The following is a 13,314-nucleotide window of genomic DNA, read 5'->3' on the forward strand; positions in this document are numbered from 1 at the left end:
GCCGGCGCTATTCCGGCCGTCCGAGCCCGCGCCACTACTCCTGAGGTTCAGCGCGCCGCGCCCGCCCCGAGGCCCGGCGCGCGCAGCCGCGCCGCCCGTCGACCGTAGCCGAGGTAGATCGCCAGCCCCACGACGAGCCACACGGCGAGCCGCAACCAGGTGTCTCCGGGCAGGCCGAGCATCAGTGCGAGGCAAGACAGGATGCCGAGGATCGGCACCACCGGCATGCCCGGCACCCGGAAGGGGCGGGGGCGTCCCGGATCCGTCCGGCGCAGCACCAGGACGGCGGTGCAGATCACCAGAAAGGCGAAAAGGGTGCCGATGCTCACCAGTTCGCCCAGGAGATCCATCGGAACCAGCCCCGCCACCAGGGCCGTCACCGCGCCGATGGTGACTTGGCTGGCGGCCGGCGTGCGAAAGCGCGGATGCACCCGTGCGAAGGCCGGCGGCAACAGACCGTCGCGCGCCATGGCGTAGAAGATCCGGGCCTGCCCGTAGAGGGCGGCGAGCGCCGCCGTGGTCAGGCCGAGGACCGCCCCGATCTTGATCGCCACCGCGAAGGCCCCGAAGCCGATCGCCTCCACCGCCTTGGCGATGGGGTCGGGCACGTCGAGGGCCCGGTAGGGGACGAGGCCGGTGAGCACCGCCGCCACCGCCACGTAGAGCACCGTGCTGATCGCCAGCGACCCCAGGAGCCCGATCGGCGCGTCGCGCTGGGGGCGACGCGTCTCGCCCGCCGCCGTCGAGATCGTCTCGAAGCCGATGAAGGCGAAGAACACCACGCCGGCCCCGCGCAGCACGCCGCTCCAGCCGAACGCGCCGAAGGGGCCGGTGTTCTCCGGCACCAGGGGAGACCACAGGCCCACATCCACATGGGCGGCACCGACGCCGACGAAGGACAGGATGATCGCGACCTTGATCGCCACCATCACGGCGTTCACCCGGGTCGATTCGCGGTTGCCACGCACGAGGAGCAGGGTCAGCAGGCCGATCACGGCCGCCGCCGGCAGGTCGAACCATGCGGCGCCCCCGCCGGGCAGGGGGGTGAAGGGAGCCGCCGACAGAAACGCAGGCAGGTGCAAGCCGGCATCGGCGAGGAGGGAGCGAGCGTAGCCCGACCAGCCCACCGCCACGGTCGCAGCGCTCATCGCGTATTCGAGAACGAGATCCCAACCGATGATCCAGGCGCAGGCCTCGCCGAGGGTTGCGTAGGCATAGGTGTAGGTGCTGCCCGGGGCCGGCACCATCGCGGCGAGCTCGGCATAGCAGAGCGCGACGAATCCGCAGGCGATGCCGCCGAGCACGAAGGACAGGGTCAGGCCGGGGCCGGCATAGTTCGCCGCCGCCGTGCCGGTGAGGACGAAGATGCCCGCCCCGATGGTAGCACCCACGCCGAGGGCGACGAGGTCGAACGCCGAGAGCGAGCGCGGCAGGCGCGAGGATTCCTTGCCCTCGGCGTCGGCCGCCAGGATGTCGGCGACGGATTTGCGCGCGGTGAGGCTGTTGCCCGTCATCGCCAGGACCTTCGCATGACGGTGGATCGCGGGCCAGTCGGCGCAAGTCCCGGGCCAGGCAGGGGGTGCCGAGCACTCGCCCCGGATTTCACGCCACGATCTAGTTCCCGCACCAGGCGGCAACCTGCCCGTGTTGTCAGAGCCGGACCCCTCTGGTAAATCATGGGCCGCATCAAGAGTCGGGGCGCTCCCTGACGCCAACCTGCTCTCCCGGGCAAGGTGGCACCCTCCGGCAATCGGCGGGGATGTGGCCGGACCGGCAACCAAACGGGCTTCGCCATATCTCTGTTCGGCCGGCCGCTGCACTCCCGATGCGGACCTTGGCCAGACGAGAGCGACCCATGCCCCCCGAGCCCCAGCAATTCGCGAGCGACAACTACGCCGGCATCTGCCCCGAGGCCTGGGCCGCCATGGACGCGGCCAATCGCGGCTCGGTACCGGCCTACGGCGAAGACCCGTGGACGAAGCGGGCGGCCGACACCTTCAGGACCCTGTTCGAGACGGACGCCGCCGACGTCTTCTTCGCCTTCAACGGCACCGCCGCCAACGCCCTGGCCCTGGCCTCTCTCTGCCAATCCTACCACAGCGTCATCTGCTCGGCCTCGGCCCATGTCGAAACGGACGAGTGCGGCGCGCCCGAGTTCTTCTCCAACGGCTCGAAGCTGCTCGTGGTAGCGAGCCCCGACGGCAAGCTCGACCCGGCCCTGATCCGGGGCGTCGCCACGGGGCGCTCGGACATCCATTTCCCCAAGCCCCGCGTGGTCACGATCACCCAGCCCACCGAGACGGGGCAGCTCTACAGCCTCGCCGAGATCCGGGCGATCGCCGCCACCTGCCGGGATCTCGGCCTGCGCCTCCACATGGACGGAGCGCGCTTCGCCAATGCCTGTGCCAGCCTCGGCTGCAGCCCCGCCGACATGACCTGGAAGGCCGGCGTCGACCTCCTTTGCTTCGGCGGCACCAAGAACGGCATGGCGGCGGGCGAGGCGATCCTGTTCTTCGACGCCGCCCTGGCGGAGGATTTCGGCTACCGCTGCAAGCAGGCGGGGCAGCTCGCCTCGAAGATGCGCTTCCTCTCCGCTCCCTGGGTCGGGGTGCTGGAGGACGGGGCCTGGCTGCGTCACGCGACCCACGCCAATGCCTGCGCGCAGAGCCTCGCCGCCGCCGTGGCCGATGTGGCGGCCTTCGACCTGATGTTCCCGGTGGAGGCCAACGCCGTGTTCCTGCGCGCCGCGCCCGAGCACCTCGAGGCCCTGCGCGCCCGGGGCTGGCGCTTCTACACCTTCATCGGCGGCGGTGCCCGTTTCATGTTCGCCTGGGATTCGGACCCGGCCCGGATCGAGGCCCTGGCGGCGGACATCCGCGCCGTGGGCGCCTCGGTCTCCGTGGCGGCCTGAGACGTCGATTTCTCCCTGCGACGGACGGAGGGCTGGCGTCAGGGCCGGTTTCGTGTATGGTCCGCGCCGCTCCGACCCGTATGAACGGGGCCGGGGCACAAGCTGCTTGTGGGCCTGACCGTGCTGGACGACATCCCGGCACCGGCCTTCCGCGAGCGTGGCGCGGCCCTCCTGACGAGGCCGCCCGTTTCCGAAAACCCGGACCGAAAGGCACTGCGATGTCGATCACGGCAGAGCGCAAGACCGCGCTCATCAAGGAATACGCGACCGGCGGCAAGGACACCGGTTCTCCGGAGGTCCAGGTGGCGATCCTCACCGAGCGGATCACCAACCTCACCGGTCACTTCAAGACCCATGGCAAGGACAACCATTCCCGCCGCGGACTCCTGAAGATGGTCTCGCAGCGCCGCTCGCTGCTCGACTACGTCAAGCGCAAGGACGAGGCCCGCTACCGCAGCCTCATCGAGCGTCTCGGCATCCGCCGCTAAACACGGCGTTCACGCGGTTCCGGGCCCGGCCCGGGACCGCGTTTTGACAGTTCGGGCTGCCGGAATGGGTCCGGCCACCCGAAGACCCGGGCGACTTGAAGGCGGATGCGTCGGGGACAGGATCGCGGGGGGCGCGGCGCGCGGCGCCCCCCGCCATCTTGCCCCTGACGGCGCCGGGTTCGCCCGACCGCAGGAAGGCTAGACATATGTTCGATATCCAACGCGAAGAGCTGATGTGGGGCGACCGCAAGCTCGTCCTTGAGACGGGCAAGGTCGCCCGCCAGGCCGACGGTTCCGTCATGGCGACCTACGGCGAGACCTCGGTGCTCGCCACCGTCGTGTCCGGCAAGGAGCCCAAGGCCGGCATCGATTTCCTGCCCCTCACGGTGAACTACCAGGAGCGCGCCTACGCCGCCGGCCGAATCCCCGGCGGGTACTTCAAGCGCGAAGGCCGTCCGTCCGAGAAGGAGACCCTGGTCTCCCGCCTGATCGACCGCCCGATCCGCCCCCTCTTCGTCGAGGGCTGGCGCAACGACACCCAGGTGGTCGTCACCGTCCTGACCCACGACCTCGAGAACGACCCCGACATCCTCGCGATGGTCGCGGCCTCCGCCGCCCTGACCCTGTCGGGCGTGCCCTTCATGGGCCCGATCGGCGCCGCCCGCGTCGGCTACGTCAACGGCCAGTACACCCTGAACCCGCACGTGGCCGACCTCGAGGCCTCGACCCTCGACCTCGTCGTCGCCGGCACCCAGGACGCCGTCCTGATGGTCGAGTCCGAGGCCAAGGAACTCGGCGAGGAGGTCATGCTCGGCGCCGTGATGTTCGGCCACAAGCACTTCCAGCCGGTCATCGAGGCGATCATCCGCCTCGCCGAGAAGGCCGCCAAGGAGCCCCGCAACTTCCAGGCGCCGGAGAACGGCGACGTGGAGCAGGCCGTCCTCGACGTGTGCGAGGCCGACCTGCGCGCCGCATACAAGAACACCGTCAAGCAGGAGCGCTACGCCGCCGTCGACGCCGTGAAGGCGAAGGTGGTGGCCGCGCTCTGCCCCGCCGAGGGCGAGGCCCGTTTCCCGGCGGAGAAGGTCAAGGCCGCGTTCAAGGAAGCGCAGTCGAAGGTCGTGCGCTGGAACATCCTCGACACGGGGTCCCGCATCGACGGACGCGACGTGCGCACCGTGCGCCCGATCGAGTCCCAGGTCGGCGTGCTGCCCCGCGCCCACGGTTCCTCGCTCTTCACCCGCGGCGAGACCCAGGCCCTCGTGGTCGCCACCCTCGGCACCGGCGAGGACGAGCAGTTCATCGACGCGCTGGAAGGCACCTACAAGGAGACCTTCCTGCTGCACTACAACTTCCCCCCCTACTCGGTGGGCGAGACCGGCCGCATGGGCTCCCCGGGCCGTCGCGAGATCGGCCACGGCAAGCTCGCCTGGCGCGCCGTACACCCCGTGCTGCCGCCGGCCCACGAGTTCCCGTACACGATCCGCGTCGTGTCCGAGATCACCGAGTCCAACGGCTCCTCCTCGATGGCCTCCGTCTGCGGCGCCTCGCTGTCGCTGATGGATGCGGGCGTGCCCCTGCGCCGTCCGGTGGCGGGCATCGCCATGGGCCTCATCCTTGAGGGTGAGCGCTACGCCGTGCTGTCCGACATCCTCGGCGACGAGGATCACCTCGGCGACATGGACTTCAAGGTGGCGGGCACGGAAGCCGGCATCACCTCGCTGCAGATGGACATCAAGATTGCGGGCATCACCGAGGAGATCATGAAGGTCGCCCTGCATCAGGCGCAGGAAGGCCGCGTCCACATCCTCGGCGAGATGGCGAAGGCCCTGACCGATGCCCGTCCCGAGCTCGGCGAGTACGCGCCGCGCATCGAGACCATGCAGATCCCCACCGACAAGATCCGGGAAGTGATCGGCACCGGCGGCAAGGTGATCCGCGAGATCGTCGAGAAGACCGGCGCCAAGATCAACATCGACGACACCGGCACGGTGAAGATCGCCTCCAGCGACGGCAAGGCCATCAAGGCCGCCTACAACTGGATCCGGTCCATCGTGGCGGAGGCCGAGCCGGGCATGATCTATGACGGCACCGTCGTGAAGACGATGGAGTTCGGCGCTTTCGTGAACTTCTTCGGCGCCAAGGACGGCCTCGTCCACATCTCGGAGCTCGCCGCCCAGCGGGTCGCCAAGGTGACGGACGTCGTCAAGGAGGGCCAGAAGGTCAAGGTGAAGTTCCTCGGCCAGGACGACCGCGGCAAGATCCGCCTGTCCATGAAGGTCGTCGACCAGGAGACCGGCGAGGACCTCACCGAGAAGCTCAAGGCCGAGCGCAACGCCGAGCAGGATCGCGCCCGCGGACCTCGCCAGGAGGCGTAGGCCATCCGATCCGGCCGGGTGCGCGAGCGCCCGGCCGCACGGTCAGAACGAGAAGAGCGCGGTCCCGCCGGGGCCGCGCTCTTCTCGTTTGGACAGCGCCTTGACCGGCGATCGGCCGAGGCTCAGGCCGCCCGCTCCCGCAGGTGCGCGACCAGCACGGCGGCGGCGCTGTCCGGATCGCGATCGTTCCAGATCGTGCACTCGGCCGCGATCGGGACGACGCGGTCGAGGCGGGTGCGCAGGTCGCCGTCCTCGGGCCGGGCGCGGGCGGCGAGGCGCCGGGCCAGCACCTCGGGGGCCGCCGTGATGGCGACGACGCCGACCTGTGGCAGGGTCCGCCGCGCCTCCTCGACGATCCGGCGGGAAACGTTGCAGACCACCAGCCGTCCGGCCCGCGCCGGCTCCACGGCGTTGCCGGGAATCGCGTAGCCGAGACCGTGCGCCCGCCAGTGCAGGGCGAAGGCGCCGGCGGCGGCGCCTAGGGCGAAGGCCTCCTCCGTGAGGGCGACGTTGTCCTCGTGGGCCGAGGGTGCGCGGGTGATGAGGCGGCGCGGGAAGACGAAACGGGGATCACCGCCCAGCGCGTCCCGCGCCAGCCGCAGCAGGGTGTCCTTGCCGGCCCCGCTCGGGCCGACCACGAGGGCGAAGCCGCCCGCCATCACACCACCCGCTCGCCGGCGCGCCACACCTGGCGCACCACCGGCACGCCCCGGGCGAGGCGGACGCGGACGAGGTCGGCGCGCAGGCCCGGCGCCAGCCGGCCGCGATCGGTCAGGCCGGTGGCGCGGGCGGGGTTCGCCGTCACGGTGGCGATGGCGTCCGGCAGGGTGATCCCGGGGACGCGCTCGGGCAGCCCGAAGGCCGCCATCAGCAGGCTCGCCGGCACGTAGTCCGAGGACAGGATGCTGAGGGTGCCGGCCTCCGCCAGGGTATGGGCCGCGACGTTGCCGGAATGCGAGCCGCCCCGGATCAGGTTGGGCGCCCCCATCATCACGGTGATGCCGGCCGCGTGCGAAGCCTCCGCCGCCTCCAGGGTGGTGGGGAACTCGGCGAGGACCACCGATTCCTCCCGCGACAGCGCGACATCGGCCAGGGTGGTGTCGTCGTGGCTGGCGAGGGGGATGCCGTGCGCGTGGGCGAGGGCCACCAGGGCGGGCCGGTTCACGGCGTTGAGGGCGCGGCCGTCGCGCATCTTGCGGGCGGTGCTGCGTTTTATCTCCTCGAGGGAGCGGCCGCCGCGCCCGGCATACACGTAGTACTTGTCGACGTCACGGAACTGGCGCTGACCCGGCGTGTGGTCCATCAGCGACAGCAGGCCGATGGGGTAGCGCCCGACGAAGGCGCGCACGGTCTCGACCACGTCGGGGGAGGGGATCTCGCAGCGCAGGTGCGTGCGGTGCTCGGCCCGGAACAGGCCGGCCTCCCCGGCCTCCGCCAGGGCGGCGGCGAGCAGCTCCAGCTCGGTGCCGAGGCCGCTGCCGTCCGGGTCGGTGCCGGCGCGCAGCGAGTCGAACACCGTGGTGATGCCCGACGCCGCGATCTGCGCATCGTAGGCCAGCACCGCCCCGAGGGGATGCCAGCGCACGCCGGGGCGCGGGGCGTAGTGGCTTTCCAGGTGGTCGGTGTGGAGCTCGACGAGGCCCGGGATGAGGGTGTCGCCGGCGCAGTCGAGGCCGCGCTCGGGGGCGCGACCGGTGCCGATCTCGGCGATGCGCCCGTCGACCACGGCGAGCCAGCCGTCCTCGACCCGGTCGGGCAGGACCAGGCGGGCGTTCTCGAGGATCTGGACCCGGTCCGTCATGCTTGCCTGTTCCCGATCCCGAATCATGCCGCCAGCGCCCCGTGGAAGGCCGAGACGTCGACGATGCGCGTCGCCACCGCCTCGCGCACGTCCGCATCGTGGAAGATGCCGAGGATGGCGGTGCCGGCGGCCCGCTTCTCGGTGATGAGGTCCACCACCACGGCGCGGTTCCGCGCGTCGAGGGAGGCGGTGGGCTCGTCCAGGAGCAGGATGGGCCGGTCGGCGATGAGGCCGCGGGCGATGTTCACCCGCTGCTGCTCGCCCCCCGAGAAGGTTGCGGGCGGGAGGGCCCAGAGGCGCTCGGGCAGGTTGAGGCGGGCCAGGAGGTCGCCCGCCCGGGTCCGGGCCGCCGCGGGGGCGAGGCCGCCCTCGAGGCCGGCGGCCTCCACCACGGCGCGGGCGCCGACCCGGGGAATCACCCGCAGGAACTGCGAGACGTAGGACAGCGTGGTGCGGCGCAGCCCCAGGATCTCGCGCGGCGCGGCCGTGGCGAGGTCGACGATGCGGGCCCCGTCGCGGACCCGGATCGCCCCGGCGGCGCAGCGATAGTTGCCGTAGGCCATCTTCAGCAGGGAGGACTTGCCCGCGCCGGAGGCACCGCCGAGCACGACGCACTCGCCCGGACGGACCGCCAGGGTGGCGCCGGCGATGACGGGCAGCACGGCGCCGCCGCGCAGGTGCAGGGTGAAGCTCTTGGCCACGTCTTCGAAGGCGAGGAGGGGGGGCGTCATGCGGCGAGCACCGAGGACACGAGGAGCTGGGTGTAGGCGGCCTGCGGATCGTCGAGGACCTGGTCGGTCAGGCCGGTCTCGATCACCCGGCCCGCCCGCATGACGAGGACGCGGTGCGAGAGCAGGCGCGCCACGGCCAGGTCGTGGGTGACGATGATGACCGCGAGGCCGAGCTCGGCCACCAGGCCCCGGATCAGGTCGAGGAGGCGGGCCTGGACCGAGACGTCGAGGCCCGAGGTCGGCTCGTCCATGAGGACGAGGCGGGGGGCGGTGACGAGGTTGCGGGCGATCTGCAGGCGCTGGCGCATGCCGCCGGAGAAGCGCGTCGGCGGGTCGTCGACCCGGTCGGGGGCGATCTCGACCCGGGCGAGCCAGTCGAGGGCGGTGGCGCGGATGCGGCCGTAATGGCGGTCGCCGATGCCCATCAGGCGCTCGCCGACATTGCCCCCGGCCGAGACCGCCATGCGCAGGCCCTGCGTCGCGTCCTGGCGCACGAACCCCCAATCCGTGCGCATGAGCGCGCGGCGCTCGACCGCGCTCAGCGTATCGAGGTCGCGCGTCGCGCCGTCGCGCATGCGGTAGGCGACCGATCCGGCATCGGCCGCGACCTCGCCGGCGACGAGCGAGAGCAGGGTCGACTTGCCGGAGCCGGATTCGCCGACCACCGCCAGGACCTCGCCGGGGTCGAGAGTGAAGCCGATGCCGTCGCAGGCGAGGCGCCGGCCGTAGCGCTTGGTCAGGCCCTCGACGCTCAGGAGCGGGTCCATCACGCGGCCTCCCCGGTCTGGCCGTCGGCGCGGCGGGTCTCGCCAAGGCAGCTCTCGCCAAGGCGGCTCTCGCAATGGTCGGTGTCCGAGCAGACGAACATCCGCCCGCCGGCATCGTCGAGGACGACCTCGTCGAGATAGACGCCCTCGGCGCCGCAGAGGGCGCAGGGGCGGTCGAAGCTCTGGACCCGGAAGGGGTGGTCCTCGAAGTCGAGGCTGCGCACCCGCGTGTAGGGCGGGATCGCGTAGATGCGCTTCTCGCGCCCAGCGCCGAAGAGCTGGAGGGCGGGGCAGTCGTCCATCTTGGGGTTGTCGAATTTCGGGGTCGGGGAGGGGTCCATCACGTAGCGGCCGGCCACCTCCACCGGATAGGCGTAGGTGGTGGCGATGTGGCCGTGGCGGGCGATGTCCTCGTAGAGCTTCACGTGCATGAGGCCGTACTCGGCCAGCGCGTGGAGCTGGCGCGTCTCGGTCTCGCGCGGTTCGAGGAAGCGCAGGGGCTCGGGGATCGGCACCTGGTAGACGAGGACCTGCCCCTCGACGAGCGGCGCCTCCGGGATGCGGTGGCGGGTCTGGATCACGCTGGCCTCGGCCGTGCGCGTCGTCGTGGCGATTCCCGCGGTGGCGGTGAAGAAGCGCCGGATCGAGACCGCGTTGGTGGTGTCGTCGGCGCCCTGGTCGATCACCTTGAGGACGTCGGCGGCGCCGAGGATCGCGGCGGTGACCTGCACGCCGCCGGTGCCCCAGCCGTAGGGCATCGGCATCTCGCGGGCGGCGAAGGGCACCTGGTAGCCCGGGATCGCGATGGCCTTGAGGATGGCCCGGCGGATCATCCGCTTCGTGCCCGCGTCGAGATAGGCGAAGCTGTAGCCGGGGCCGGCCGAGACGGTGACGGCGGCGGGCGCCGCGGCGGGGTTGGACGGGTTCATTCGGCGGCCTCCCGCAGCGGCGATTCGTCGGATTCGGGCGGAGGCGCCGCCGCCCGGGCGGCGTGCTCGGCGCGCAGGCGCCGCACCAGGTCGAGCTCGGCCTGGAAATCCACGTAGTGCGGCAGCTTCATGTGCTCGACGAAGCCCGTGGCCTGCAGGCTGTCGCAATGGGCCAGCACGAATTCCTGGTCCTGGGCCGGCACCGCCACGGCCTCGCCGAGTTCGGCGGCCCGGAGCGAGCGGTCCACCAGGGCCATGGCCATGGCCTTGCGCTCGCCCTGGCCGAAGACGAGGCCGTAGCCCCGGGTGAATTGCGGCGGCACCGCCCCGTGGCCGTGGAACTGGTTGATCATCTGGCACTCGGTCAGGTCCACCGTGCCGAGGCCGACCGGAAAGCCGAGTTCCTCCGGGGTGAATTCGAGGTCCACCGCCCCGACCCGGATCTCGCCGACGAAGGGGTGGGTGCGGCCGTAGCCGCGCTGCGTCGAGTAGCCGAGGGCGAGGAGGAAGCCCTCGTCGCCCCGGGCCAGCGCCTGGAGCCGCACCGCCCGGTCGACGGGGTAGTCCACCGGCTCGCGGGTGAGGTCGCCCACGGGGGCGCCCGCGTCCGGGGGCGAAGGTTCGAGCAGGCCGGCCTGCCCCAGGAGGTCGGTGACCCGCGGGCAGGCGGCGGCATCGGCCTCCGGCTCCGCCTCGGCGGCGGGATCGGGGGAGCGGTCTCGCGAATCCCCGTCGGCCAGGCCGAAATCCACGAGGCGGTGGGTGTAGTCGAAGGTCGGGCCGAGCACCTGCCCGCCGGGCAGGTCCTTGAAGGTGGCGGAGATGCGCCGCGCCAGGGTCATCGCGCCGGTGTCGACCGGCTCGGTGGCGCCGAAGCGCGGCAGGGTGGTGCGGTAGGCCCGCACCAGGAACACCGCTTCGACCACGTCGCCCCGGGCCTGCTTCAGGGCGAGGGCGGCCAGATCGGGATCGTAGAGGGAGCCCTCGGTCATCACCCGGTCGACGAGGAGGCGCATCTGCTCGCGGATCTGCGCCACGGTGAGCTCGGGCACGGCCGGGTCGCCGCGCCGGACCTCGGCCAGGAGGCGGTGGGCGTTGTCGATGGCGGCCTCGCCGCCCTTGACCGCTACGTACATGGCAGAGCCTCCGAACCCGGCGAAGCTTCGGCGCCGACGGGCCGGGCCGAGCGCGGCAGCCCGGCGAGGCGGCCCGGCGCCACGAACAGACAGTCGATCCCGAGGGGGAAGCCCGCATGGTTCGCGGCCCAGCGCGCGGCCCAGTCGGCGGGCAGGGGGCCGGCGTCGAGCCGCGCCGTGCCGCGGATGCCGGGTCCCGCGAAAACCTGCCCCGCGAAACCCGGCCCCGTGAAACCCGGCCCTGCCTCGTCGGAGAGGGTGTCGACGGCCAGGATCAGCGTGGCGGAGGCATCCGGGTAGGCGGGGGTGCCTTGGGCGAAATCCGTGAAGGGCGGGCAATGGGCCGGATCGGCGATCAGCGCGAAGGCGGCCTCTGCGGGGGCCGCGACCAGGGGCGCCCCGGTGTGGAAGCGCAGGAAGCCGGCGACCGCCGGGTCCGCCCGGAGCGGCGCATCGAGCCAGACCGGCGTGTCGGCGTCGGTCAGCGCCAGGGCCAGGGCCGCGAGCTCGGGAGTGAGGGGGCCGGGGGGCGCCAGGGCGGTGACCAGGGGGCGGATCCGCCCGGGCCGGCTCAGGGCTTCCATCGCGGCGCGGAAGACGGCCTGGCCTTCGTGGACGGGATCGGCGAAGCCGGGGGCGAGCCTGTGGGCCATCAATCCTCGCCCCGCGCCAGGGTGAAGAAGGTGACCCGGGTGGCCGCCGCCTTCCGGGCGGCCCGTTGCGCCGCCTCCACCCGGCGGCCGGCGATCTCCGCCAGCGCCGCCTCGAGAGCGGGCCGCGCCTCCGGGCGCTGCCAGTGGGCATCCAGGATGGCGGCGAGGCGGGCGCGGGCCCGGTCGCGGCCGAGATGGTAGGCGAAGCCGGTCTCGCCCCCGGGCAGGCGCACCGCCGCCCGGGTCACCGTGGCCTCGCCGGCGTTGAAGGGCCGGCCGTCGCCGCCGATCCGCCCGCGGACCATGACGAGGCCCGTCTCGGGCGCCCGCAGGTCCTCCGCCTCGGGGGCGGCGCCGGCCCGCGCCAGGGCGGCCAGCAACTCGTCCGCGGAGGCTTGGCCGGCCCGCGCCATCGCCCGCTGGCGCGGGGCAAGGTCTGGCATCCCGGGCCCGGGTGGTGTTTGGCTGGCGCTCGGCATCGGTCGGTCTCCAAACCTGTCTATATGTGTAGACAAGTGGATGATCGGGCGCAAGGGCTTTCGAGGACGCCGTGCATTTCGAGGACACCATGCCTTTCGAGGACACCATGCAGACGACGCACGCGAGCCACCCATGACCGAGGCGGGCGACAGCCGCGTGACGGCGCTCCAGCGCGGGGGCGGCCTCGCCGCCTGGCGGCAGATCGCGGACGCCCTGGCGGACGAGATCCGCGGCGGGACCCTGGCGGCCGGGGCGCAGCTGCCGGCCGAGTCGGCGCTCGCCGCGCGCTTCGGCGTGAACCGGCACACGGTGCGCCGGGCGCTCGGCGTGCTCGCCGAGGGCGGGCTGGTGCGGACCACGCAGGGGCGGGGCAGCTTCGTGGAGCAGGGCCCGATCGCCTACCCGATCGGCCCGCGCACCCGCTTCTCCGAGATCGTCTCGCGCACCGGGCGCGAGGCCTGGGGCGACCTGATCGCGGCCGCCACCAACCCGGCGGATGCGGACTGGGCCGAGGCCCTGGGGATCGCCCCGGGCGCGCCGATCCTCGAACTCCTCACCGTGCACCGGGCCGACGGCGCCCCGATCTCGACGGCCCGGACCTGCCTGCCCCTGCCGCGCTTTACCGGTTTCGACGCCGCCTACGCCGCCAGCGGCTCGCTCACCCGCGCCTATGCGGGCTTCGGGGTGGCCGACTACACCCGGCTCTCCACCCGGATCGGTGCCCGCCCGGCCAGCCCCGAGGAGGCGGAGCGCCTGGACATCGCCCCCGGCCGCACCCTGATCGCCCTGTCCAGCGTGAACGTGGACGGCGCGGGCACCCGCATCCAGGCCACCCGCAGCCTCTTCGCCGCCGACCGGGTGGAGCTGGTGGTGGAGTGAGGCGGGCTCCGATTCGGCCGGGGCGGGCGACGTGCTGGCAGTACGGGAAAGGCCAGGAGACGGACGAGGCGGACGGGCACGGCTTCGCGGCCGGTTCGATGTGGTCGCGGCACCCGGCCGCCGCGGGCTTCGTTGAGATCGCGGCCCGGGCGGGCTATGCA

At 72.5% G+C, this 13,314-nt stretch carries 13 protein-coding genes and 1 riboswitch; of the genes, 4 read left to right on the top strand and 9 right to left on the bottom strand.

Annotation, left to right across the window (positions count from 1 at the left end; all coding sequences use genetic code 11):
- Nucleotides 1-47: 47 nt before the first annotated feature.
- Nucleotides 48-1,514, bottom strand: coding sequence for an amino acid permease (locus ASG51_RS05650; protein ID WP_082513894.1), 1,467 nt, complete (start codon nucleotides 1,512-1,514; stop codon nucleotides 48-50).
- 164 nt (nucleotides 1,515-1,678) lie between these two features.
- Nucleotides 1,679-1,791: riboswitch (SAM-I-IV-variant riboswitch) on the top strand.
- 64 nt (nucleotides 1,792-1,855) lie between these two features.
- Here ASG51_RS05650 and ASG51_RS05655 point away from each other — a divergent pair.
- The 3 genes from ASG51_RS05655 (at nucleotide 1,856) to pnp (ending at nucleotide 5,777) form a co-directional block, all read left to right on the top strand.
- Nucleotides 1,856-2,911: a low specificity L-threonine aldolase gene (locus tag ASG51_RS05655; RefSeq protein ID WP_056216398.1), complete on the top strand. Its 1,056-nt coding sequence runs from the start codon at nucleotides 1,856-1,858 to the stop codon at nucleotides 2,909-2,911.
- A 218-nt stretch (nucleotides 2,912-3,129) separates the two neighbouring features.
- Complete coding sequence (gene rpsO / locus ASG51_RS05660; RefSeq protein ID WP_055950756.1) at nucleotides 3,130-3,399, top strand: 30S ribosomal protein S15; 270 nt, start codon at nucleotides 3,130-3,132, stop codon at nucleotides 3,397-3,399.
- A gap of 206 nt (nucleotides 3,400-3,605) precedes the next feature.
- Entirely contained in the window at nucleotides 3,606-5,777 is a 2,172-nt protein-coding gene (gene pnp, locus ASG51_RS05665) for a polyribonucleotide nucleotidyltransferase (RefSeq protein WP_056349910.1), read from the top strand.
- A 122-nt stretch (nucleotides 5,778-5,899) separates the two neighbouring features.
- Here pnp and phnN read toward each other — a convergent pair whose 3' ends face one another.
- From phnN to phnG, 8 genes are read right to left on the bottom strand one after another with little or no spacing between them, the layout of a single operon-like run.
- Nucleotides 5,900-6,436: a phosphonate metabolism protein/1,5-bisphosphokinase (PRPP-forming) PhnN gene (phnN, locus tag ASG51_RS05670; protein ID WP_056379652.1), complete on the bottom strand. Its 537-nt coding sequence runs from the start codon at nucleotides 6,434-6,436 to the stop codon at nucleotides 5,900-5,902.
- The gene (locus ASG51_RS05675; protein ID WP_056379654.1) at nucleotides 6,436-7,578 is read right to left on the bottom strand and encodes an alpha-D-ribose 1-methylphosphonate 5-triphosphate diphosphatase; all 1,143 of its coding nucleotides are present in this window, start codon (nucleotides 7,576-7,578) and stop codon (nucleotides 6,436-6,438) included. The genes phnN and ASG51_RS05675 overlap by 1 nt, the downstream gene beginning before the upstream one ends.
- Before the next feature lie 23 nt (nucleotides 7,579-7,601).
- Nucleotides 7,602-8,309, bottom strand: coding sequence for a phosphonate C-P lyase system protein PhnL (gene phnL / locus ASG51_RS05680; RefSeq protein ID WP_056379656.1), 708 nt, complete (start codon nucleotides 8,307-8,309; stop codon nucleotides 7,602-7,604).
- Entirely contained in the window at nucleotides 8,306-9,076 is a 771-nt protein-coding gene (gene phnK, locus ASG51_RS05685) for a phosphonate C-P lyase system protein PhnK (RefSeq protein ID WP_056277811.1), read from the bottom strand. The genes phnL and phnK overlap by 4 nt, the downstream gene beginning before the upstream one ends.
- Nucleotides 9,076-10,005, bottom strand: a complete 930-nt coding sequence (locus ASG51_RS05690; protein WP_056277808.1) for an alpha-D-ribose 1-methylphosphonate 5-phosphate C-P-lyase PhnJ — start codon at nucleotides 10,003-10,005, stop codon at nucleotides 9,076-9,078. The genes phnK and ASG51_RS05690 overlap by 1 nt, the downstream gene beginning before the upstream one ends.
- Nucleotides 10,002-11,141: a carbon-phosphorus lyase complex subunit PhnI gene (locus tag ASG51_RS05695; protein WP_056379659.1), complete on the bottom strand. Its 1,140-nt coding sequence runs from the start codon at nucleotides 11,139-11,141 to the stop codon at nucleotides 10,002-10,004. The genes ASG51_RS05690 and ASG51_RS05695 overlap by 4 nt, the downstream gene beginning before the upstream one ends.
- Nucleotides 11,132-11,794 (bottom strand): phosphonate C-P lyase system protein PhnH, encoded by a 663-nt coding sequence (gene phnH, locus ASG51_RS05700; RefSeq protein ID WP_056379661.1) that lies wholly within the window; start codon nucleotides 11,792-11,794, stop codon nucleotides 11,132-11,134. The genes ASG51_RS05695 and phnH overlap by 10 nt, the downstream gene beginning before the upstream one ends.
- Nucleotides 11,794-12,237 carry a phosphonate C-P lyase system protein PhnG gene (phnG, locus tag ASG51_RS05705; RefSeq protein WP_277996198.1) on the bottom strand — a complete coding sequence of 148 codons (444 nt, stop codon included), beginning with the start codon at nucleotides 12,235-12,237 and terminating at the stop codon, nucleotides 11,794-11,796. The genes phnH and phnG overlap by 1 nt, the downstream gene beginning before the upstream one ends.
- A gap of 169 nt (nucleotides 12,238-12,406) precedes the next feature.
- On the opposite strand from phnG, the gene phnF reads away from it, so the two are divergent.
- Nucleotides 12,407-13,153 carry a phosphonate metabolism transcriptional regulator PhnF gene (phnF, locus tag ASG51_RS05710; RefSeq protein WP_056277797.1) on the top strand — a complete coding sequence of 249 codons (747 nt, stop codon included), beginning with the start codon at nucleotides 12,407-12,409 and terminating at the stop codon, nucleotides 13,151-13,153.
- The last annotated feature ends 161 nt before the right edge of the window (nucleotides 13,154-13,314 follow it).

The organism is Methylobacterium sp. Leaf465, assembly GCF_001424705.1.
Lineage (GTDB): Bacteria > Pseudomonadota > Alphaproteobacteria > Rhizobiales > Beijerinckiaceae > Methylobacterium.